17 protein-coding genes and 1 pseudogene are annotated in these 22,255 nt (G+C 62.8%); 16 read left to right on the top strand and 2 right to left on the bottom strand.

Annotated elements, in window-relative coordinates; all coding sequences use genetic code 11:
• The first annotated feature begins 38 nt into the window (after positions 1-38).
• From C5J22_RS21485 to C5J22_RS21415, 14 genes and pseudogenes are all read left to right on the top strand, one after another.
• Positions 39-2,324, top strand: coding sequence for a TonB-dependent receptor (locus tag C5J22_RS21485; protein ID WP_105439898.1), 2,286 nt, complete (start codon positions 39-41; stop codon positions 2,322-2,324).
• Positions 2,325-2,431: 107 nt separating this feature from the next.
• Positions 2,432-2,731: a DUF2218 domain-containing protein gene (locus tag C5J22_RS21480; RefSeq protein WP_105439897.1), complete on the top strand. Its 300-nt coding sequence runs from the start codon at positions 2,432-2,434 to the stop codon at positions 2,729-2,731.
• Between the two features lie 45 nt (positions 2,732-2,776).
• Complete coding sequence (locus C5J22_RS21475) at positions 2,777-3,676, top strand: siderophore ABC transporter substrate-binding protein (RefSeq protein ID WP_105439896.1); 900 nt, start codon at positions 2,777-2,779, stop codon at positions 3,674-3,676.
• Positions 3,673-4,650, top strand: coding sequence for an ABC transporter permease (locus tag C5J22_RS21470; RefSeq protein ID WP_105439895.1), 978 nt, complete (start codon positions 3,673-3,675; stop codon positions 4,648-4,650). The genes C5J22_RS21475 and C5J22_RS21470 overlap by 4 nt, the downstream gene beginning before the upstream one ends.
• A 10-nt stretch (positions 4,651-4,660) precedes the next feature.
• Entirely contained in the window at positions 4,661-5,602 is a 942-nt protein-coding gene (locus C5J22_RS21465; protein WP_105439894.1) for an iron chelate uptake ABC transporter family permease subunit, read from the top strand.
• Entirely contained in the window at positions 5,599-6,357 is a 759-nt protein-coding gene (locus tag C5J22_RS21460; RefSeq protein WP_105439893.1) for an ABC transporter ATP-binding protein, read from the top strand. Before C5J22_RS21465 ends, C5J22_RS21460 begins: the two co-directional genes overlap by 4 nt.
• Positions 6,358-6,690: 333 nt before the next feature.
• The gene (locus C5J22_RS21455; protein ID WP_105439892.1) at positions 6,691-8,523 is read left to right on the top strand and encodes a dipeptide ABC transporter ATP-binding protein; all 1,833 of its coding nucleotides are present in this window, start codon (positions 6,691-6,693) and stop codon (positions 8,521-8,523) included.
• A 37-nt stretch (positions 8,524-8,560) separates the two neighbouring features.
• A complete protein-coding gene (locus tag C5J22_RS21450) occupies positions 8,561-10,096 on the top strand; it encodes an ABC transporter substrate-binding protein (RefSeq protein WP_105439891.1) in 1,536 nt (511 codons plus the stop codon).
• A 66-nt stretch (positions 10,097-10,162) separates the two neighbouring features.
• Entirely contained in the window at positions 10,163-11,086 is a 924-nt protein-coding gene (locus tag C5J22_RS21445; RefSeq protein WP_105439890.1) for an ABC transporter permease, read from the top strand.
• Positions 11,087-11,091: 5 nt separating this feature from the next.
• Positions 11,092-11,937 carry an ABC transporter permease gene (locus C5J22_RS21440; RefSeq protein ID WP_105439889.1) on the top strand — a complete coding sequence of 282 codons (846 nt, stop codon included), beginning with the start codon at positions 11,092-11,094 and terminating at the stop codon, positions 11,935-11,937.
• Complete coding sequence (locus tag C5J22_RS21435; RefSeq protein WP_105439888.1) at positions 11,934-13,670, top strand: M14 family zinc carboxypeptidase; 1,737 nt, start codon at positions 11,934-11,936, stop codon at positions 13,668-13,670. The genes C5J22_RS21440 and C5J22_RS21435 overlap by 4 nt, the downstream gene beginning before the upstream one ends.
• A gap of 338 nt (positions 13,671-14,008) precedes the next feature.
• Positions 14,009-15,501: pseudogene (locus C5J22_RS21425) on the top strand (DUF4153 domain-containing protein).
• 47 nt (positions 15,502-15,548) lie between these two features.
• Positions 15,549-16,253, top strand: a complete 705-nt coding sequence (locus C5J22_RS21420; RefSeq protein ID WP_105439887.1) for a response regulator transcription factor — start codon at positions 15,549-15,551, stop codon at positions 16,251-16,253.
• A complete protein-coding gene (locus tag C5J22_RS21415) occupies positions 16,253-17,266 on the top strand; it encodes a HAMP domain-containing sensor histidine kinase (protein ID WP_105439886.1) in 1,014 nt (337 codons plus the stop codon). Before C5J22_RS21420 ends, C5J22_RS21415 begins: the two co-directional genes overlap by 1 nt.
• Positions 17,267-17,299: 33 nt before the next feature.
• On the opposite strand, the gene hutC is transcribed toward C5J22_RS21415, so the two are convergent.
• The gene (gene hutC / locus C5J22_RS21410) at positions 17,300-18,028 is read right to left on the bottom strand and encodes a histidine utilization repressor (RefSeq protein WP_105439885.1); all 729 of its coding nucleotides are present in this window, start codon (positions 18,026-18,028) and stop codon (positions 17,300-17,302) included.
• A complete protein-coding gene (locus C5J22_RS21405; RefSeq protein WP_105439884.1) occupies positions 18,025-19,371 on the bottom strand; it encodes a formimidoylglutamate deiminase in 1,347 nt (448 codons plus the stop codon). The genes hutC and C5J22_RS21405 overlap by 4 nt, the downstream gene beginning before the upstream one ends.
• A gap of 98 nt (positions 19,372-19,469) precedes the next feature.
• Between C5J22_RS21405 and hutI the strand changes: the two genes are divergently transcribed.
• Together hutI and hutH are read left to right on the top strand one after the other, a co-directional pair.
• The gene (gene hutI, locus C5J22_RS21400; RefSeq protein ID WP_105439883.1) at positions 19,470-20,723 is read left to right on the top strand and encodes an imidazolonepropionase; all 1,254 of its coding nucleotides are present in this window, start codon (positions 19,470-19,472) and stop codon (positions 20,721-20,723) included.
• Positions 20,720-22,255 (top strand): histidine ammonia-lyase, encoded by a 1,536-nt coding sequence (gene hutH / locus C5J22_RS21395; protein ID WP_105439882.1) that lies wholly within the window; start codon positions 20,720-20,722, stop codon positions 22,253-22,255. Before hutI ends, hutH begins: the two co-directional genes overlap by 4 nt.

The following is a 22,255-nucleotide window of genomic DNA, read 5'->3' as shown; positions in this document are numbered from 1 at the left end:
GGGCCTTGGCGAACACAGTGTAGCAGGAGACGGGGCGGATGATTTTGCCGGTGAGTGGAGTAGTGCGTGGCGTGGGGGCAAAGGGCAAGCGGAACGCTTTTGCACTGAGCTTGATGACAACGGTCGCAGCAGCCGCGATTGGCGGAAGCGCGATCTTTGCGTCCCCGGCCCTCGCCCAGACGGCGACGCGCAGCTTCAATATCCCGGCTCAGCCGCTTGCTTCGGCTCTCAATGCCTTCGGCCGCCAGTCCGGCCTTCAGGTGACGCTGGCTGCCTCGACTTCCCGCGGTGTCGCCGCGCAGGCCGTCAGCGGCAATCTCACGCCGGATCAGGCGCTCGCCCGCATGCTCGCAGGGACGGGCGTGAACTACAGGATCGCCAACGGCACGGCTGTCATCGGCACTCCCGCAAATGCGTCCGGCGATGTGCCGGCCGAAGGGGCCACGACGCTGAGGCCGATCGTCCTGCAGGGCCAGCCGGGTGCCGAAGGCGATGTCGGTGAAACGGTCATCGGACCCGAGCAGCTCGAGCGCATCAACCCGACCGACCTCGCGGACGTGTTCCGGGAACAGGCCGGCATACAGGTGGGCAGCTCGCTTCCCATGTCGCAGAAGGTCTATGTCCATGGGGTCGAGGAAACCAATCTCGCCATCAGCATCGACGGCGCACGCCAGAACAACAAGGTCTTCCATCACAACGCGACCAACCTGATCGACCCGAGCCTGCTGAAGGCAGTGGACGTGGACGCCGGCATCGCGCCCGCCGACGCCGGTCCCGGCGCCCTCGCCGGCTCGATCAACTACGAGACCAAGGATGCGATCGACCTTCTGGCGCCCGGCAAATCCTTCGGCGGCTTCGTCACGTCGACCTACAATTTCAACAGCGATACGGTGACGACCGGGCTTTCCGCTTACGGCAAGCGTGAGGGCTTCGAGTTCCTCGGCTATTTCAATTTTGCCAAAGGCGACGACTTCGTCGGCGGCAATGGCAGAGAAGTATCCGGCACGGAAACCGATCTGATTTCGGGCCTTGGCAAACTCGCCTATGAAGCGGAGAGCGGCGACCGCTTCGAGATCAGTTACGACCGCAGCCGCGACGACGGGCTGCGCCCCTACCGCGCCAATGCAGGCCATATCGTCCGGCCGCCATGGGAACCGCTGACACGCAATTACGAGATCGACCGCCAGAACCTTGTCTTCACTTATACGGATACTTCGCCCGAAGGTTGGTGGGATCCGAAAGTGGTGCTTGCCTATAGCGGCTCGGAAGTCACCGTGCCGGTCTATAGCTCTCTGGGGTATCAATATGACGCCACCGGCAATACGACCAGCTTCAACGGGAAGTTCGAGAACAAGTTCTCCTTCGATATCGGCAATATCGTCGCAGGCGTCGACTTCTATTCCGACATTGCGGATCTCGATGCCGACGTCGATTCGTCGAAGGAAAAAGCGCGCAATGTTGGCTTCTATGCACAGGCACGGCTGGAGCCCTGGGACCGCACCCGCCTTTCGTTCGGCGGACGAGCGGACTATCAGTGGTTCACCGGTGTCGGTGGGCAGGATTACGACAACGGCGGCCTGAGCGCCAATATCTCCGGTGAATACGACCTGACGGACGTACTGACCGCCAAGGCCGGCTTCTCGCATGTCTGGGCCGGCATACCGATGGCAGAAAACTTCGTCATGAACCCAGCCTGGACCTACGGTCCCGATGGGCCGGAACCGGTCTCCGCCAATAACTACATGGTTGGGCTCGAGGCGGAATATGAAGGCTTCACTGCAGAGGCAAGCCTTTTCCGGACCGACATCTACAATGCGCGTGCGGTGCGCTACAACCCGCCCACGACAGGCGGTATCATTGAACGGGACATGGTATCACAAGGCTTCGAACTCGGCGCAGGCTATGAGTGGGCGAATGGCTATGTGAAGGTCAAATACGCTCATATTCGAGTGGATATCGACGGCGTTCCTGCCGACTCTGATACCGGCAACTATCTCGCCACGCCGGTTGGCGACATCATCACCATCACGGCCGCCCATACATTCGTCGGCTGGGGCCTGACGATCGGCGGCGATATCGAGATCGCCCCTAAATATGACCATGTCGCCGGCAATGCCCCGGCCTACAAGGCCTATGAGGTGGTCAACGCCTTCGCCGAATGGAAGCCCGAGGCTCTGCCAAACTTCACCTTCCGCGCCGAGGTCCAGAACGTCTTCGACGAGACCTATGCGGACCGCGCCACTTACGGTCAGGAATTTGGAACCGTCAGACCCCTCTATGAGCCGGGCCGCAGCTTCCTCCTGACTGCCAAGGCGACGTTCTGAAGAACATGATCATCCGTTCACATGACCGTGCGGCAACCGCGTTCCCGGTTGCCGCCGCAGCAGGGGTGAGATAAGTGGAGAGCAGCAGTCATCTTAAGGAGAGGGCTTTGTTACAGGCGACTACGGAATGGCGCACCGAGCACGGCGGAAAATACCTCGTCCAGTTGTGCAAGCATTTCGCTCACAAGATCGACGTCTCCTATTCCGAGACCCATGGGGAGTGCCGCTTTGCCTGCGGCACCGCCATTCTCGATGCGGATGACGGCGGCCTCAGGATCCTCGCGACCGCAACCGACGAGGAACAGCTGACGGAAACGGAATCGGTGATCGAGAGGCATCTGGTGCGCTTCGCCTTCCGTGAAAATCTGGAGGCCCTGCAATGGCAGAGACCCGATCGGGCCGCCTGAGGCCCGATCGAGCATCCTGCCGACGGGTCAAGACATGGTGAGAGAATGAATTTGAGGACGATCGCGGCTTTTGCCGCTTTTGCTTTTTCAGCCCTCCCCGCGCAAGCGGTGGATATCCTGACTGCCAAGGGTCCGGTGCAGGTCGCCGCCTCACCCGCCAAGATCGCGGTCCTGGATATCGCGGCGCTCGATACGCTCGATCGCCTCGGCATCAAGCCAGCCGGCGTTCCGCAGAAACTATACCTCCCGCAACTGGAGCGTCTGAAACAGGGCGCGGAAGTCGTCGGAGATCTCTTCGAGCCCGATCTCGAGGCTCTCAGCGCGCTCGGTCCGGACCTGATCATCGTCGGCGGCCGCTCCTCGACCAAGGCTTCGGCGACCGCGCAGGTTGCGCAGACCATCGACATGACCATGGATGGCGACGACCTCGTTGCCCAGGCCAAGGAGCGGTTGGCTACCTATGGTACGCTCTTCGGCAAGACGGAGGAGGCCGCTTCCGCCGTAAAGGAACTGGATGCCCGGATAGAGGCCGCCAAGGCAGCAATTGCCGGCAAGGGCAACGGCCTGATCATCATGACCAACGGGCCGAAGGTCACCGCCTATGGTCCCGGCTCGCGCTTCGGCTGGGTGCATGCCGCGCTGAACCTGCCAGCGGCGGTGCCCGGCATCGAAGCCGCCAATCACGGCGAAGCGATCTCCTTCGAGTTCATCGCCAAGGCAAATCCCGACTGGCTTCTGGTGCTCGACCGCGCCGCCGCAATCGGTTCCGGCGAACAGGGCGCCAAGACGACGCTCGACAACGAACTGGTCGCCAAGACGACAGCCTGGAAGAAGAACCAGGTGATCTATCTGCCGGCCGCAGAATTCTACATCGCCGCCGGCGGGGTGCAGTCGATACAGCGTGTCGTCGCGACCGTCGCTGAGGCGTTCACCGCCGCCCGATGAGCATTGCCGCCGCCAAGCAATCGTCGAAAACGGGGTGGATCGCCGGCCTGGTGCTTGCGATCCTTTTTGTTTTCAGCCTTTGTGTCGGGATCGGCGACCTGCCGATCACCCGGCTGTTCTCTGACGGGCGGGCGCTGGAACTCCTGCTCGTCAGCCGCCTGCCCCGCACACTCGCGGCGATCCTCGCCGGCGCCGGCCTGGCGATCGCCGGGCTCATCATGCAGACGCTTGCCCGCAACCGCTATGTGGAGCCCTCCACCGCCGGAACGGCGCAGAGCGCCGAACTTGGGATCCTGCTTGTCACCCTGCTCCTTCCCTCCGCCAGCCTTCTGTTCAAAAGCCTTGCGGCGAGTGCCGTCGCTCTTCTCGGGACCTCGCTCTTCCTGATGACGGCGCACCGGCTTCCGCCGACGCAGCCCTTCCTCGTGCCGCTCTTCGGGCTCGTCTTTGGCGGCGTCATCGGCGCGGCAGTCACCTTTGTCGCCTGGCAGGCCGACCTTTTGCAATATCTCTCGGTCTGGACCAATGGCGACTTTTCCGGCGTCCTGCGCGGCCGTTACGAACTCCTATGGCTCGGGGCACTGATGGTGGTGATCGCCTGGATCGTCGCCGACCGGCTGACGATCATGGCGCTCGGCCGCGATGCCAGCATCGGGCTCGGCCTTGACTATGCGCGCATGCTGCAGCTCGGGCTGGTCATCGTCTCCGTCATTTCGGCCTTAAGCGTCGTGGTCGTCGGCATGATCCCCTTCGTAGGCCTCGTGGTGCCGAACATCGTCTCCCGGCTGATGGGCGACAATATGCGCGGCACGCTGCCTTTCGTGGCCGCCAGCGGCGCGATCCTGGTGCTCGGCTGCGACATTCTCGGACGGCTGCTCCGCTATCCTTACGAAATTCCGGTCGGAACCATGATGGGTTGCGTCGGCGGGCTGATCTTCCTCTGGCTTCTGTTCCGGCGGCCTTCCCATGTCTGAGCGCCGGCACATGCCCGATCGCCGGCTTCTCTGTCTTGCCGGGGCGGCCCTCTTCTGCATCGTTGCCTTCATGACGATCGGGCTGCGCGGCAATATCGGCTTCGTGCTCGCCCTGCGCGCCATGAAGCTTGCCGCCCTTCTGCAGGTGAGCGTGTCGATCGCCGTCTCGACGGTGATCTTTCAGACCGTCACCAACAACCGTATCCTGACGCCGTCGATCATGGGTCTCGACGCGCTTTACCTGTTCGGCCAGATGCTGCTCGTCTTCCTGCTCGGCGGGCTCGGTTATGCGGCGCTCGACGCGCAGCTGAAATTCGGCGGCGAGATTGTCGTGCTGATGGCACTGGCAACGGGCCTCCTCCTGCCGATGCTCCGCCGCCGCACCGACATGGGTCTGATGCTGCTCGCCGGCATCATCTTCGGCATCCTGTTCCGCAGCCTGCATTCCCTGCTGGCACGCCTGATCGGTCCCAATGACTTCGCCGTCGTCCAGGGCGCGAGTTTCACCAACTTCAACGACGTCCGCACCGATCTTCTCGCCTTTGCCGCCATCCTGACAATCGCCGGCATCGTGATCGCCTGGAGAGCCCGGCATGTGCTCGATGTCATCGCACTCGGCGCAGATACGGCGACCGGGCTCGGGATCAGCTGGTCGCGCACCGTCACCGGTCTGCTGCTGCTCGTCTCGGCACTTGTCGCCGTTTCGACGGCGCTGGTAGGCCCTGTCGCGTTTTTCGGCCTGCTGGTCGTGGCGCTTGCCGAACGCATCGTCGATACGCGGAACCACGCGGCTCTGATGCCGGCCGCCATGTTGACGGCCGTCATCATCCTCGTCGGCGGACAGACGCTGTTTCAGCATGCGCTGGGCAGCAGTTCGACACTCGGCATCGTCATCGAGTTCGTCGGCGGCTTCGCCTTCCTTGTTCTGCTCGTTTTCGGGAGCCGCAAATGATCCGGATAGAAAACGTCTCGCTGCGGCACGGCCAGACGCAGGTCCTCCAGGACATTTCGCTGACGATCCCGAAGGGCGGCATCACCGCTCTGGTCGGCCCGAACGGCGCAGGCAAGTCCTCGCTCCTGTCGCTCATCGCCAGGCTGCAGCCGTTGCAGGCCGGGAGGATCAGTGTCGACGGCTTCCCCGTAGACACGACACCGAACCGCGATCTCGCCCGGATTCTCGCCATCTTGCGGCAGGACTCGATCGTCACCAGCCGGCTGCGCGTGCGCGAACTCGTGGGCTTCGGCCGTTTTCCGCATGGACGCGGACGCCTGACGCCTGACGATTACGCCATCATCGACCAGTCGCTGCAGCAGTTCGACCTGACGGATCTTTCCGACCGCTTCATCGAAACCCTTTCCGGCGGCCAGCGGCAGCGAGCCCTGGTGGCGATGGCATTCGCCCAGGGGACGGACTATCTGCTGCTCGACGAACCGCTCAACAATCTCGACATGTATTTCGCCCGTGAACTGATGCGTTCGCTCCGCAGGATCGCCGACGAAAACGGAAAGACCATCGTCATCGTGCTGCACGACATCAACCAGGCGGGTGCCCATGCCGACCGGATCGTCGCAATGAAATCCGGCCGGATTGTCGCCGATGGCACGCCGTCCGACTTGCTGACGCCTAACACCCTGCAAGCCATCTTCGGTTTCGAGATGCGGGTGGAAACGTTCGACGATACGCCGGTTGTCCTGCATTTCCGCTAGGCCGGGGACCTTCAACGGGGCGGAAACAAGTGAAACTGCCCGGGTAGAGACCATCTGAACCTTCGCCATCCGACCGGTGGGAATATCAGCTCGTTGCGCCGTTGACAAATTGTCGACAAAGTGATGACATATTCTTATCAAGGCAGGGATGAGGCAGTTGACGGAAAGACCGAAAGAAATTCGGAGCCGCCATAGACGGGAAAGCAAGCGGGTACCGATGGGAGTGGCTGCCAGCAGCCGCCATGCCAGACGTCACGAGCATCTCGTGAATTCCGCTGGCCATGCCTTCAATCAGGCGCCCTGCGCCGCCGCAATCGGTAGGGAGCTCCCCGCGTGACGCCAACCGCCTCCACCCCTCTTCTGGCCGTGGACGACCTGTCGGTCGAGTTCGGCGCCTCCCGCGTCATCGAGAACCTGAGTTTCTCCATCTCAGCCGGCCAGACGGTCGCGATCGTCGGCGAGTCCGGTTCGGGCAAGTCGGTGACCTCGCTGTCGATCATGCGGCTTGCCGACATGCTCGGCGCCAACTATCCGACCGGACGCATCCTGTTCCAGACCGCAGGCGGCGAGATCGACCTGCTGAAGCTCGACCAGAAGAGGATGCGCAGCATTCGCGGCAAGGAGATCTCGATGATCTTCCAGGAGCCGATGACCTCCCTGAACCCGGTCTTCACGATCGGCGACCAGGTGGCCGAAATCCTGAAGCTGCATGAGGGCAAGTCGAACAGCGCAGCGCTCGCCGAAGCGAAGCGCCTGCTCGACATGGTGCGCCTGCCGGATGCGGCGGAACTCCTGACCCGTTATCCGCACCAGCTATCCGGCGGCATGCGCCAACGAGTGATGATCGCCATGGCACTCGCCTGCCGGCCGCGGCTGTTGATCGCCGACGAGCCGACCACGGCGCTCGACGTCACCATCCAGGCACAGATCCTCAATATCCTGCGCGACCTGCAGAAGGAACTCGGCGCCGCCGTCATCTTCATCACCCATGACATGGGCGTCGTCGCCGAGATGGCCGACGACGTTGTGGTGATGTGGAAAGGCAAGGCGGTGGAGAAGGGCAAGGCGCTCGACATTTTCGAACGGCCGACCAATGCCTATACGCGCACGCTGCTCGCAGCCGTGCCGAAGCTCGGCAGCATGACCGGCGAAGAGTTTCCCAAGCGCCTGCCGCTGACCGTGCTCGAAGACGGAGAGCCGAAGCTGTCGGGTGTCGAGCGCATCCAGAATACCGCCCGCTACGATGCCGCTCCGCTCTTGTCGGTGCGCGATCTCGTGGTGCGCTTCGACATCAAGAAGGGCCTGCTCGGCAAGGTCACACACCGCGTCCATGCCGTGGAAAAAGTCTCTTTCGACATCCATCCGGGTGAGACGCTGGCGCTGGTCGGCGAATCCGGATCGGGCAAGTCGACGATCGGCCGCACCATCCAGCAGCTTCAGAAGGCAACTGCCGGCAATATCACCTTCTCAGGCAAGCCACTGTCGGCGATGAGCATGACCGAGCGCCACAACCTGCGCCGGGATGTGCAATATATCTTCCAGGATCCGTTCGCCTCGCTCGATCCGCGCAAGACGGTCGGCTTCTCGGTCGCCGAGCCGATCCGCACCCACGGCCTTCTCGACAGCGAGAAGGAGATCGCAAAAACCGTCGATGCGCTGCTCGAGCGGGTCGGCCTCACCTCCGCGCATGCCCGTCGTTATCCGCACGAGTTTTCCGGCGGCCAGCGACAGCGCGTCTGCATCGCCCGCGCGCTCGCCTCGAAACCGAAGCTGATCATCGCCGACGAGGCGCTTTCCGCACTCGATGTCTCGATCCAGGCGCAGATCATCAACCTGTTCATGGACCTGCAGGAAGAGCGCGGCCTCGCCTACCTCTTCATCAGCCATGACATGGCCGTGGTTGAGAAGATGAGCCACCGGGTGGCGGTGCTCTATCTCGGGCAGATCATGGAATTCGGCAATCGCCGCCAGATCTTCGAAACGCCGTCTCACGACTATACGCGCCGGCTTCTTTCAGCCGTGCCGGTCGCCGATCCGCGCCGCCGCAAGCCGCTGGCGATGATCGAGGGCGACATTCCAAGCCCGGTCCGGGCTGTCGGCAACGAACCGGTGCTTCTCGCCCGGGAGGAGATCGCGCCAGGCCATTACGTGGCGCGCAGCGCGTGACGATTTGACATTCGGTTTTTCAACAGGAGCAAAAACGATGATAAAAATGCAGAGGGGTTTGCGGACGGCATTCGTGGCGATGGCGCTCGCAGGCACGGCATTCGCGCCGGTCTCGGCTCTCGCCGCCGGCAAGCTGACGGTGTCCTCGCCGCAGGATCCGGGCAGCTGGGATCCGATCGACACTTTCCTGGTCAACTGGGCCTCGGTCTCGACCAACATCTTTGACGGCCTCACCTATCGCGGCCCCGACCTGAAGCTCGTCCCGGGTCTCGCGACCTCCTGGGAAGTGCTCGACAACAGCATGCGCATCCGCTTCAAGTTGCGTGAAGGCGTGAAATTCCACAATGGCGAGGCCTTCGACGCCAATGCCGTCAAATTCACCTTCGACCGCCTGCTCGGTCCGGAAGGCGCCAAGGGTCCGCAACAGTCCAACTACAATTCGATCGGCAGCGTCGAGATCATCGACGCCAACACCGTCGAGTTCAAGATGAAAGTCGCCGATCCGGTCATCCTCACCAAGCTCGCCGGTTACGGCGGCATGATCGTTCCGCCGAAATACATCGCCGAAAAGGGCGACGCCTATTTCAACGCCCATCCGGTCGGTACCGGCGCCTTCAAGTTCGTTTCCTACGAGCCGAAGGTGAACATCGTCCTCGCCGCCAATGCCGATTACTTCGGCGGCGCGCCGAAAATCTCGGACCTGGAATACAAGTTCATCTCCGAGCCGGCGACAGCCGTTGCCGAACTCCAGGCCGGCCGCGTCGATCTGGTCATCCCGCCGACCATTCCGATCGGCATGATCCCGACCATCCAGGGCAATGCCAAGCTCGCCGTGGTCACCTCGCCGGGCCCGACGGTCTATGCGCTGCGCTTCAACACGCGCGACGGCATCACCAAGGATCCAAAGGTGCGCCAGGCGCTGATCATGGGTGTCGACCGCGACGCGATCATCAAGTCGATCCTCGGCGGCCAGGCACAGCCGATCGCCAGCTTCCAGGGGCCGCTGTCCTTCGGCTTCGACAAGGCCATGAAGCCGCTTCCCTACGATCCGGCCAAGGCCCAGGCTCTGCTGAAAGAAGCCGGCGTCGCTCCGGGCACGGCCCTGCAAATCGACCTTCGCGGCAACGAAGCGACCTTCATCGAGGTCGCCCAGGCGATTTCCGCCTATCTGCAGACGATCGGCATCACCGCGACGATCAAGCCTTATGAGACCAACGTTCTGCTGAACGACATCATCCCGAATGGCAAGACGGGCGCGATGTTCCAGCAGTCCTGGGGCGGCTGGACGCTCGACTACGACAACACTGCGGTCGCGATGTACAAGACCAAGGAAAAGTGGAACCCCTACGACAGCGACCCAAAGATGGACGAGCTACTCGCCAAGCAACGCACCATCACCAATGTCGCCGAGCGCGAGAAGGTTCTGCAGGAAATCGCCCGTTACGCCGCCGACCGGGCGCTGGAAATGCCGCTCTACAACTTGAACGCCATCTTCGGCATCAACAAGCGCGTGAAGAATTTTACGCCCGTGCCGGATAGCCGTCTGAAGTTCACCGACGTCACCGTCGATTAAGACTTCGCGGGGCCGCTGCCTTCGACTGGGGCGGCGGCTCCGATAAGAAAACAAGGGAACGAGAGATTGGCCGCATTCCTGGTAAAACGCCTTCTGCAGGCGATTTTCGTCGTGATCGCCGTGACACTGACGGTCGCCTTCGCGATCCGTCTCACCGGTGACCCGGCGCTGATGCTGACGCAGGGAGCTGGCAGCGTCACCGAGGCCGATCTCGTGCGCATCCGCGAGGGCCTCGGCCTCAATGAGCCGTTCTTCGTTCAATACCTGAATTTCCTGAAGGGCATATTCACGCTCGATTTCGGCAACAGCTTCCTCGGCGGCACGCCGGTATCGCTGCTGATCGGCAAGGCGCTGCCCGCGACGCTGGCGCTCGCCTTCACCTCGCTGATCGTCTCGATCGTGATTTCCATTCCGCTCGGCATCAAGGCCGCCACCGCGCGCGGCAAGTGGGCCGACCAGATGATCCGCATCCTGTCGCTCGTCGGTCTGTCGTTTCCGAATTTCTGGCTGGCGACGATGCTGGTCCTGCTCTTCGCGATCGCGCTGCCGCTGCTTCCGCCAAGCGGAATGGACGGATTTGAAAGCTTCATCCTGCCGGCCGTCACCATGGGCATCATCCTGACGGCGACCAATGTCCGCCTGGTGCGCACCACCATGCTGGAGACACTGCGCTCGCAATATATCATGGTCGCCCGCGCCAAGGGCTTGAGCGAAAACGCGGTGCTCTACAAGCACGCGCTTCGAAACTGCGCCATTCCGCTGATCACCTATTTCGGCCTGCAGTTCGGCGGCCTGCTGGGCGGCATCGTCGTCGTCGAGCGCGTCTTCAACTGGCCGGGCCTCGGCACGCTCGCCTTCGACGCCGTCGGCGCCCGGGACTATCCGGTGCTGCAGGCGGTCATCACCGTGTTGTCGCTGATGATCATCGGCATCAATCTTCTGGTCGACATAGCCTACGGCCTCGTCGATCCCCGCATCCGGACGGAGTGAGAGCCATGGCCTCGCGCACTGCTTCCTCGAATTTCCTGAAGCTCGAATTCGTCCTCGGCGCCCTGCTGGTCGGCGTTATCGGCATTGCCGTCATCTTTTCCGGCGTGATCTTTCCGGGCGGCGCCGAAAAGATCGACCTGATGTCGCGCCTCGTGCCGCCATTCATCAGACCGGCACATGTCTTCGGCACCGATCCGCTCGGACGCGACGTGCTCGCCCGCGTCATGGCCGGCGGCAAGATCTCGTTGCTGGTCGGTTTCGTCTCGGTTGCCGGCGGCGTCACCATCGGTGTCTTCATGGGCCTGATCGCCGGTTATTACCGCGGCATCTGGGACATGCTGGTGATGCGCTTTGCCGATATCCAGCTGGCGCTCCCCTTCATCCTGCTCGCCATCACCTTCATTGCCATCGTCGGCGGCGGGCTCGCCAACACGATCATCCTGCTGATCGTCTCGCAATGGGTGCAATATGCCCGCTTGGTGCGGGGTTCGGTGCTGACGCTGCGCGAGCGCGAATTCATCCTTTCGGCCCGCGCGATCGGGGTCAAGAACTGGCGCATCATCGTCCAGCACCTGCTGCCCAACCTCATCGGCCCGGTCATCGTGCTGATGACGCTGAATGTCGCCACCAACATCCTGCTCGAATCGAGCCTCACCTTCCTCGGCCTCGGCATCGACCCGACCATCCCGAGCTGGGGCGGCATGCTCGCCGAAGGCCGCACCTATCTGCAGACGGCCTGGTGGGTCAGCGTCTTTCCCGGCCTTGCCATCCTCCTCACCGTCCTTGGCCTCAACCTTCTCGGCGACTGGCTGCGCGACAGTCTCGATCCCACAGGCAGAACCTCCGCATGACACTGATCCACGAACAGCAGGTCGATCGCACGCTCGACACCCTCGTCGCACGCTTTTCCGGCGCCAAGGGTACCAGGATCGACGCCTGGGTGTTCGACGACGAAAAAAGCCGCGGGAAGGCCGAGGCGATACTTGCCGCCGCAGGCGTCGAGGCGAAGTTCCGCAGCGCCTACAAGCCGTTGCTGCATTTCTTTCTCGAAGAGGTCGATCTCGAGAACCTTTCCGCTCTGCATATCGTCTACCCCGTTCACAAGGCCTGCCCGAAGAACCGTTTCCTGCTGGAAGCCTATCCGCTCGCCGGTCTTGTCGGCGCGGCACGGCTGACCTTCGAGGCCGGGTCCGAAGATGCCTTTTACGTGGTGACGCTGACCGCAAGGGACCGCAGCATCGAGACCCGTAAAGTCTTCGCGCCGAACCGGCTCCATACGGATTTCATCGGCGAAACGCTGCTGTCGCCGACCGGCTGGCTGTGCCTCGACGGCGGAGCCGGCGAACGGCTGGAGACCGACTACGAACTCCTGTTCTTCTCGGCCGTCGAAGCCGTCGCGGCCCATGATTGGGGGACCACGGAGCCTTATTTCGACGAGCTCAATATCGCCGTTACTCTGCCGGCCGAAGACCGGCGTTTGGCCGTGGGCGAAGAGGTCGTCAGCCTGCGCGAGGCGCTGCACGAGGATTTCTATTTCACGCTTCTAGAAATCTTCCAGAAAAAGTCCGGCCGGCCGATCGGCGACCGGGGCCTGCAGCCGGGGCAGATCATCCCGGAGATTCGTCACGGAGAAACCGTCTCCGTCCGCATCGAAACGCGCCCGCTCTGGACCTCCGAGGCCATGGCCGAGCCACAGCGCCTCGCCTCCGCCGTGTCTCCTGTCTCCGTGGCGCAAATCCGCCGGGAACTCGCCGCGATCGACGGCGTCGCCTTCGAAGCCCGCTCCCGGACCGGCCGCGCCGTGGAGGCCCGTTATCACGCCGGCGGCGACAAACCCGTCATCATCAGCGGGGGCCAGCATGCCAACGAGACGACCGGCATCGTCGGCGCTTTGCGTGCCGCGCAGACGCTGAGTTCAAGACCGAACGCGCATTTCGTCATATCGCCGCTCGAAAATCCCGACGGTTATCAGGTGCACTGGCGACTTCGCACTGACAACCCGCTGCACATGCACCATGCGGCGCGCTATACCGCGCTTGGCGACGATCTCGAATACCGCTCGGGCAAGGAGCTGTTCGAAAAGGCGATCCGCGTTGAAGCGGAAAGGCTGAGCGGTGCGAAGCTGCACGTCAACCTGCACGGCTATCCTTCGCATGAATGGACGCGGCCGCTTTCCGGCTACGTGCCGCGCACATTTGCAATGTGGACGGTGCCGAAGGGCTTTTTCCTCATCATGCGCCATCACGCCGAATGGACCGCGCAGGCGGAAATCCTGATCGACCGCGTCAGCCGCCACCTCGCCGCCATTCCCGGCCTCGTCGCCTATAACGCCGCACAGATCAAGCTTTTCGAAACCCATGCCGGCGAGACCGGCTTCCGCATCATCAACGGTTTTCCCTGCCTGATCTCCGTCGACGACCGCCACACGGTTCCACTGACGCTGATCACCGAATATCCGGACGAAACCATCTATGGCCCGGCCTTCATCCAGGGCCACACGGCGCAGATGGAGAGCGTGCTTTCCGCCTATGATGCGATCCAGGCGATCGAGGAGCCGGCTCCGATCTCGAAACCCGCGGTGTAGTCGGCCAACCGTCCAGCTTTATTTCGGATAGGATCATCCGGCGATGAACCTCGCTCCGTCGCGGCATGACCGCGCGTCGAAAACGCGGATCGCGGCCTCGCGATTCTCCTGAATTATTCCTTGCCGCCTGCACAGATTCTGCAATCCGGTCCGGCATTCTCTTGTCATGAACAAGAGCAGCACCCCGCCCCGCATCACTCCCTCCACACTGCCAGATCGCCTCCGCCATGACGGATGGTGGCTGGTGGACGATCGCCAGCCCGAAGGAATTTCTCCTGACCGGCGTCCGGCGACCATGTTCATCGTGATCGAGGGCGGCGTCAGAGAGAGGACCAGCAGTGCAGATGACTGATAAGATGACGGCACCGATGCCCAGAGCACGCGGCGCCAATCGGATCGCCGCACTTCTGGCGGTAGTGGCGATTTCGGATTTCCTGATCTTCGATCAGGCGCCTGGGCTCAACCTTTTCCTGTTTGCGATTTTGGCAGCCGCCGCGATTCTCTTGTCGGCAAGGCGGCGCGCGCAGCCCTTGACGGCGGCCTTCCTGTTCGGTCTTTCGGCTTTCGCCGCGGCGCCGCTTATCGAAACCCCATCACCAATGGGCATCGCGATTTCACTTGGCGCGATCATGTGTGTTGCGCTGGCGAGCGCTGGGCTCGTGCCGCAGCGGCCGAGCGGTCTTCCCGCGGTCCTTTTTCGTTTTGTCCTCGTTGTCCCGTTACGACTTCTGCAGGATTGCCGAAAACATCTTGCCTTGCGGGCTGAACGCTCGTCCTTTGCCGCAATCTGGCGCAACCTCGGCATCTGGATGGTGCCGCTCATTCTCGCTTCGGTTTTCCTGCTTCTCTTCGCCGTCGCCAATCCGCTGATCGAAGACGCGCTGCGCAGCATCGATCTCGCATTCCTGCTGCAATTCATGGATCTCTGGCGGATCGGCTTCTGGCTGGCGATGGCCGCTTTTGTCTGGGCCATGCTGCGGCCGCGCCTCAAGCGCAGGATCGCTCGACGCGGGGCAGACGACACGGCCGCGCATCCCAACGAAATTCCATTTCTCACCCATGCTTCGCTGCTGCGGTCGCTCCTCCTCTTCAATGCGCTCTTTGCGATGCAGACCTTGCTGGATCTCCTCTATCTCTGGGGCGGCGTCGATCTCCCGGACGGCATGACCCATGCGGAATATGCCCATCGCGGCGCCTACCCTCTGATCGCCACCGCTCTGCTTGCCGCAGCCTTCGTCCTGATCGCCATGCGTCGCGGCGGCCCCGGCGACAAAAGCCCCTGATCCGCGGCCTCGTCCATGTCTGGATCGGCCAGAACGTGCTTCTCTGCCTGTCGTCGATCCTGCGGCTCGACCTCTATGTCGAGGTGTATTCGCTGACGGAACTGCGCGTTGCCGCGGGAATATGGATGGGCCTCGTTGCCGTCGGCCTTGTCCTGATCCTGCTGCGGATCGTGTTGCGCCAATCCAACCAATGGCTGATCGCCACGAATATCGCCGTGCTGGCAGGCGTGCTCTATCTCAGTGCCTTCATCGATTTTCCGGCCTTCATCGCCCGTTTCAACGTCACGCACAGCCTGGAACTGAACCATGACGGCGTCCCGCTTGATATCGGTTACCTGTCGTCGCTCGGCCCCTCCGCCATTCCGGCGCTTGATCTCTATCTCTCCGCCCTGCCCGACGAGGCGATCGACAAGAAGCACAGGGCGCTGTCGGTCAGGCAGTCGCTTGGCCATGATTTTGCCGCCCGGCCGCGTGACTGGCGGAGCTGGAGTTTCCGCGCGGAGCGGATCGAAGCCTATCTTCGTTCACCTGCAACCATTGCAAGATAGAGGAAGAACGATAACAACAGCGGCGGTACATTTCTGCAGGACCCATCATGGCGCATCGCATCCTCGTCGTCGATGACGAACCTCATATCCGCGACGTGATCTGCTTTGCCCTGGAGCGCGCCGGCATGGTGTCGACGACCGCCCGCAACGGCACCGAAGCAATGATGGCCTTCCATCGGGGAAACATCGACCTCATCGTTCTCGATATCGGCATGCCGGAAATGGATGGCTTGGAGGTCTGCCGCCAGATCCGCAAGACCTCCGGGCTTCCGATCCTGTTCCTATCGGCCCGGGACGAGGAGATCGATAGGGTGCTGGGGCTTGAGATCGGCGGGGACGACTATGTCACAAAGCCCTTCAGCCCCCGCGAACTGGTCGCCCGCGTCAAGGCGATCCTGAAGCGCAGCGGCAATGGCGGCGGTTTCGACAACCGTGAGAATATCCTCGTCGCCGGAGAGATCAGCCTCGACCGGGCCGGCAGGACCGTGAGCTTCGGCGGTACCGTAGTCACGACCACCGCGCTCGAATTTTCCATTCTGGATGCGCTGCTTTCCCGCCCCGAGATGGTGTTCAGCCGCGAGCAGCTGATGGCGGCGGCTTATGGCCCCGGCATCCATGTGGCGGATCGCACGATCGACAGCCATATCCGCAACATCCGGGCCAAATTTTCGGCGGCAGGCGCGATCGGCATTATCGCTACCGTTCACGGTGTCGGCTTCAGGCTGGGCAGCGATCTCGGGAGGAAGGCGTGATGCCGGCGCCAAGGGTGCGGACCAAATGGCGGCCGCCGCTGGCGCTGATCGTATACGCAGTGCTTCTGGCCGTGATGGCACTGCCGGTCTTGATCATCATCTGGTTTCGTGCCACGGAAACGACCTCGATCCGGATGACGCCCGCCGAAACGGGGGCACTGGTGGTCGTCCTCACACTGACGCTCGCGGTCGCTTACGTGCTCGCCCGCACCATAACCCGCCCCATCAATGCGCTGATCGCCCGTACCGAGGAGATCGCCCGTGGCGGCAAGGCGGCAATCCGGCCGCTGGAACGTTATGGAACGCGCGAGATTGCGACGCTGTCGCAAAGCTTCCTCGACCTCGCGGGCAGGCTGGTCGACCGCACCGAATATGTCCGCTCCTTTGCCGCGCATGTCTCCCACGAGCTCAAATCGCCATTGACCGCGATCCGGGGCGCTGCCGAACTGCTGCGCGACGACCAGGCCGACCTGCCGATGACAACAGCGCAACGCCTGCGTTTTCTCGACAACATCATCGCCGACGCGGAAAGGCTCGACGCCTTGCTGTCGAGGTTGAGGGAGCTGGCTCAGGCGGAGCTTCCCATGGCTGAGGGCGAAACGAGCGTCGAAGATGTCCTGCCCCGGCTGCGCAAACGGTTTCCCGGCCTTGAAATTTTCGGGTTGGGAGACACGCAAAGTACCGTCGCCCTGCCATTCGAAGCAGCCGACATCGTCTTTGCCAATCTTGCGGAAAACGCGGCTCAGCACGGCGCCAGCAGACTGGAGCTGGTCGTCGCGGCCGACGCGCGAACCGTCACCATTCTGGTGCGCGACAACGGCAGCGGCATTTCCGAGGGAAACCGGGAACGCGTCTTTCAACCCTTCTTCTCGACCCGTCGCGAACAGGGTGGCACCGGCATGGGCCTCGACATCGTCCGCACCATGCTGGGATCATACGGCGGCACAATTCACCTGCGGCAGGCGACCGGCGCAGGGACTGAATTCGAGATCATCGTGCCCCTGACGCCTTGACGGGCGAGGGTATTGATAGCGCAGTCGCGTCGCCTAGCTCTCTCCGCCGGGCGTGAAACGGGCGACCAATGCGTGCCGGTCGCCGGGATAGGTGAAACGCACGAATGTTACCGGACCGGTGCTGCCCCAGGTCCGTCGTTCGATGACCAGGCAGGCTGCATTCCTGGAAATGTCGAGCGTCTTTGCGACCTCCGCGCTGGCCGACTGGGCATAGATCCGATGTTCCGCAGTGCTCCATGGGATCTGGCTGATGAGCCAGTTCCCCGGCGCCGACTCCAGAAAATCCTCACCTTCCGCTTCGGGCACGGTCGTCAGATTGATCAGCCGCTCCTCAAGGCAGAACGGCCGCTCGCCGGCATGGTGAAGGCAGAGGAGGTCGAGGACCGGCGCCGTTTCCGAAAGCTCCAGGTGCTGCCGATCGACGGGGCTCGCCTCGCGCCGAACCCGCCTCTCCAGCCGGTAGGAATAGGGAAGCTTGAGGGAGCGGACCTCCGCCTCGATACTATGGATTTCGAGCACTGCGGCCTGCGTCACCGGTTGCGCCACGAAACTGCCGGACTTCTTGCGGCGCTCGATCAGCCCGGTCCTCGCCAGATGCGTCAGCACCTTGTTGGCGGTCATCCGCGAGCAGCCGTATTGTACCGCAAGGTCGACCTCGAAAGGCAGGCGATACCCGGGAGGCCATTCACCGGAGACGATCCGCCCCTCTATGTCGCTCAGAATGCGATGATGAAGGGTGGCTTCCTTGCCGCCATTGGTCATAGTGTCAGCAATTCCTGCATTACCGTCCTGAACCGCCGGCCGATCGCATCGCGCCGGACATGCTTCCCGCCCTCGACCTGCTTGCGGCCAAGCGCCCAGACACAATCCACGGCAACGCCGTCCGCAAAGATCCAATGGTCGAGAATCTGGTCGGCGGCAAGATAGGGAACGTGCTCGACATCGAGCGAAACGATATCGGCGTTGTTGCCCTGGGCCAAGCCAACGGCAGCGTTGAGCGCCATTCCGCCGCCCGAAAGCGCCGTCTCGAACAGCCGCCGACCCGTCGAACCTTCCGGCTGCGCAAGGACGTTGCGCTTCTTCAAGCCGAGGCGCTGGGAGTATTCAAGCTGGCGTAATTCCTGCGCGACTGAGATCAGTATGTTCGAATCCGAGCCGATGCCGAAGCGGCCGTTCTGCCCGAGGAAAAGCTCGCAGGGAAAAATGCCGTCGCCGAGATTGGACTCGGTGATCGGGCAAAGCCCGGCGATAGCGCCGCTTTGCGCCATGCGTCGGGTTTCATCCTCGGTCATATGCGTTGCGTGGATGAGGCACCAGCGTTCGGTGACCGGCATGTTTGCAAACAGCCATTCGACGGGTCGGGCGCCTGACCAGGCAAGGCAGTCCTCGACCTCCTTCACCTGTTCGGCGATATGGAGATGCACAGGCCCGTCGCCCGCCATCGGCACGACCTGCCTGAACTCCTGCGGGGTCACGGCTCGCAGGCTGTGGGGCGCGACGCCAAGTTTGGCGCCGGGCATGGCCGCGGTCAGGCGACGGCAGCCGTCCATGGTCCTGGCGAAATCGTCGATCGAGTGGATGAAACGGCGCTGTCCCGCGATCGGCGAAGCGCCGCCGAAGCCGGAATGAGCATAAAAGACTGGCAGGAGCGTCAAACCAATCCCGGTCTCCGCACTTGCAGCCCCAATGCGTTCGGCCATCTCGGCGATATTGGCGTAGTGGCTGCCATCCCTGTCGTGGTGGAGGTAGTGGAATTCGCCGACCCGCGAAAAGCCGGCTTCCAGCATTTCCATGTAAAGTTGCGAGGCGACGGCCTCGACCTGTTCCGGCGTGATCGACAGCGCGAACTTGTACATCAGCGTCCGCCAACTCCAGAAACTGTCGTCGCCGGCACCGCGAGCCTCCGTGAGACCCGCCATGGCGCGCTGGAGGGCATGGCTGTGCAGGTTCGGCATCGCAGGCACCAGTACCTTGTGCCGCTCGTCTTCGGCCGCCGCCTCGATGCCGACCTCTACTCCGGCGAGCCGGTCCGCGTTGATCGTCAACCTTACATTCTGCTGCCAGCCTTCCGGCAGAAGAGCCAATTGCGCATGAAGCGTGGCCATGGACGCCCTTCCCTTTTCCTCGCGAAGACCAAAATTCTTCTTGTCACCCGGATTATTATGTATATACATGTTCGCCCATAAGGAAAGGCGAAAAGCTTATGGATGGGGAAGATTCTTCAAAATCTGCAGCAGGCTCCGCATCGCTTTGGCACAATGCGCGGATCGCCACTTTTGCTCCGTCGGCATCCGGTCTCGGCATAATCGAAGCCGGTGCAATCGCCGTGCGCGACGGGCGGATAGCCTTTGTCGGCACACTGGCCGACCTGCCTGCCGAATTTGAGAAATCCGAACACAAAACCGATTGCGGCGGGCGCTGGATCACCCCGGCCCTGATCGACTGCCATACCCATCTGGTATTCGGCGGCGACCGCGCGATGGAATTCGAAATGCGCCTGGCCGGATCGACCTACGAGGAGATCGCACGGGCCGGCGGCGGCATCATCTCGTCGGTGAAGACAACCAATGCCCTCTCGGAAGACGAGCTCCTCGCCCAGGCGCTTCGCAGGCTGGACACGCTTCTGGCCGAGGGGACCGGCACGGTCGAGATCAAATCCGGCTATGCGCTGAATATCGAAGGCGAGCTGAAGATGCTGCGGGTTGCCCGCAGGCTCGGCGAAGTCCGGCCGGTGCGGATCGTCACGAGCTGGCTTGCCGCGCATGCGACACCGCCGGACTACAAGGGCCGCAACGGCGATTATATCACCGACGTGGTCCTGCCGGGTCTCGAGGCTGCGCATTTGCAAGGGCTCGTCGATGCCGTCGACGGTTTCTGCGAAGGCATCGCCTTCTCGCCGGCCGAAATCACCCGGGTTTTCGACAAGGCGAAAGCGCTTGGCCTTCCCGTCAAGCTGCATGCGGAACAGTTGTCCGATCTCGGCGGCGCGCTCCTCGCCGCCTCATATGGCGCATTGTCGGCTGACCATCTCGAATATCTTTCGGCGGCGGACGCGAGGGCGATGGCGCAGGCAGGCACCGTCGCGGTGGTGCTGCCGGGTGCCTTCTATACGCTGCGCGAAAAGCAGGCACCGCCCGTCCAGGCACTGCGCGACGCCGGCACCCGTATTGCATTGGCGACCGACAGCAATCCGGGCACCTCACCGCTGACCTCGCTGCTCATGACCATGAACATGGGCGCGACATTGTTCGGCCTGACGGTCGAGGAATGTCTTGCCGGGGTCACGCGGGAGGCCGCGCACGCACTCGGCCTTCAGGCTGAAACCGGTACGCTTGAAGTCGGCAAATCCGCCGACTTCGCGATCTGGGATATCGAGCGGCCGGCGGAGCTTGTCTATCGCATCGGCTTCAATCCGCTGACGGCGCGGATCTTCAAGGGCGAGAGGGTTTCCGCATGAGCATTGTTCTGAGACCCGGCTCGGTGAGCCTTCGCGAACTTCAGGATATCTACTGGAACGGCACCCCGGCGCGGATCGATCCTTGGTTCGACGCGGGGATAAGCAAGGCGGCGGCCCGGATCGCCCAGATCGCCGCCGGCAACGAGCCGGTCTACGGTATCAATACCGGCTTCGGAAAGCTGGCATCGATCAAGATCGACAGTGCCGATGTCGCCACGCTCCAGCGCAACCTGATCCTGTCGCATTGCTGCGGCGTCGGCGCTCCGCTTGCCGAGAATATCGTCCGCCTGATCATGGCACTGAAACTCGTTTCGCTTGGGCGCGGCGCTTCCGGCGTCCGGCTCGAGCTGGTACGCCTGATCGAGGCGATGCTGGAAAAGGGCGTGATCCCGCTCATCCCGGAAAAAGGCTCGGTCGGCGCGTCGGGCGATCTGGCGCCGCTTGCACATATGGCGGCCGCGATGATGGGCGAAGGCGAGGCCTTCTATCAATGCAGTCTGCTGCCCGCCGCCGAGGCTCTTGCGAAGGCCGGACTGAACCCGGTCGTGCTTGCCGCCAAGGAAGGCCTTGCCCTGATCAACGGCACCCAGACCTCCACGGCCCTGGCACTGGCCGGCCTGTTCCGCGCCCATCGGGCTGCCCAGACCGCGCTGGTGACCGGCGCGATGTCGACGGATGCCGCCATGGGCTCCTCCGCGCCTTTCCATCCGGATATCCATACACTTCGCGGCCACAGGGGCCAGATCGATGCGGCCGCGGCCCTGCGCGCGTTGTTGTCGGGTTCGGTCATTCGCGAAAGCCATCTGCAGGGCGACGAACGGGTGCAGGATCCCTATTGCATCCGCTGCCAGCCGCAGGTGGATGGCGCCTGCCTCGATCTCCTGCGCTCCGTCGCCCGCACGCTCGAGATCGAAGCCAATGCCGTGACCGACAATCCGCTGGTGCTTTCGGATGACACCGTCGTTTCCGGCGGCAATTTCCACGCCGAGCCGGTGGCCTTTGCCGCCGATCAGATCGCGCTTGCCGTCTGCGAAATCGGTGCGATCTCCCAGCGCCGCATTGCGCTTTTGGTGGACCCGGCCCTCTCCTACGGTCTGCCGGCGTTTCTTGCGAAGAAGCCGGGGCTCAATTCCGGGCTGATGATCGCGGAAGTCACGTCCGCCGCCCTGATGTCGGAAAACAAGCAGATGTCGCATCCCGCCTCGGTCGATTCGACGCCGACCTCCGCCAACCAGGAAGACCACGTTTCGATGGCCTGCCATGGCGCGCGCCGGCTTCTGCAGATGACCGACAATCTCGCGACCATCATCGGCATCGAGGCGCTGACGGCGGCGCAGGGCGTGGAACTGCGCAAGCCACTGACGACCAGCCCCGAACTCCAGAAGGTGATCGCCACCATCCGCTCCGTCGTTCCGAGCCTGGAAGAGGATCGCTACATGGCAAACGATCTCAAGGCGGCGACGGATCTCGTCGCTTCGGGCGCGCTTGCCGCGTCCGTTTCAGCGGATATCCTGCCGGTCCTGGAGGCGTGA

The sequence above is a fragment of the Neorhizobium sp. T25_13 genome (assembly GCF_002968675.1).
In the GTDB taxonomy this organism is placed as follows: Bacteria; Pseudomonadota; Alphaproteobacteria; order Rhizobiales; family Rhizobiaceae; genus Neorhizobium; species Neorhizobium tomejilense.
The sequence above is the reverse complement of the archived record's forward strand: the minus strand, read 5'-3'. Positions and strand labels throughout refer to the sequence as shown.

Excerpts from the sequence above, each read along its gene's own strand:
- C5J22_RS21405 (WP_105439884.1), bottom strand. The coding sequence starts at position 19,371 with ATGGCCACGCTTCATGCGCAATTGGCTCTTCTGCCGGAAGGCTGGCAG.
- hutC (WP_105439885.1), bottom strand. The coding sequence starts at position 18,028 with ATGACCAATGGCGGCAAGGAAGCCACCCTTCATCATCGCATTCTGAGC.
- C5J22_RS21470 (WP_105439895.1), top strand. The coding sequence starts at position 3,673 with ATGAGCATTGCCGCCGCCAAGCAATCGTCGAAAACGGGGTGGATCGCC.
- C5J22_RS21460 (WP_105439893.1), top strand. The coding sequence starts at position 5,599 with ATGATCCGGATAGAAAACGTCTCGCTGCGGCACGGCCAGACGCAGGTC.
- C5J22_RS21440 (WP_105439889.1), top strand. The coding sequence starts at position 11,092 with ATGGCCTCGCGCACTGCTTCCTCGAATTTCCTGAAGCTCGAATTCGTC.
- C5J22_RS21465 (WP_105439894.1), top strand. The coding sequence starts at position 4,661 with ATGCCCGATCGCCGGCTTCTCTGTCTTGCCGGGGCGGCCCTCTTCTGC.
- hutH (WP_105439882.1), top strand. The coding sequence starts at position 20,720 with ATGAGCATTGTTCTGAGACCCGGCTCGGTGAGCCTTCGCGAACTTCAG.
- C5J22_RS21415 (WP_105439886.1), top strand. The coding sequence starts at position 16,253 with ATGCCGGCGCCAAGGGTGCGGACCAAATGGCGGCCGCCGCTGGCGCTG.
- C5J22_RS21485 (WP_105439898.1), top strand. The coding sequence starts at position 39 with ATGATTTTGCCGGTGAGTGGAGTAGTGCGTGGCGTGGGGGCAAAGGGC.
- C5J22_RS21435 (WP_105439888.1), top strand. The coding sequence starts at position 11,934 with ATGACACTGATCCACGAACAGCAGGTCGATCGCACGCTCGACACCCTC.
- C5J22_RS21475 (WP_105439896.1), top strand. The coding sequence starts at position 2,777 with ATGAATTTGAGGACGATCGCGGCTTTTGCCGCTTTTGCTTTTTCAGCC.
- C5J22_RS21450 (WP_105439891.1), top strand. The coding sequence starts at position 8,561 with ATGATAAAAATGCAGAGGGGTTTGCGGACGGCATTCGTGGCGATGGCG.
- hutI (WP_105439883.1), top strand. The coding sequence starts at position 19,470 with ATGGATGGGGAAGATTCTTCAAAATCTGCAGCAGGCTCCGCATCGCTT.
- C5J22_RS21420 (WP_105439887.1), top strand. The coding sequence starts at position 15,549 with ATGGCGCATCGCATCCTCGTCGTCGATGACGAACCTCATATCCGCGAC.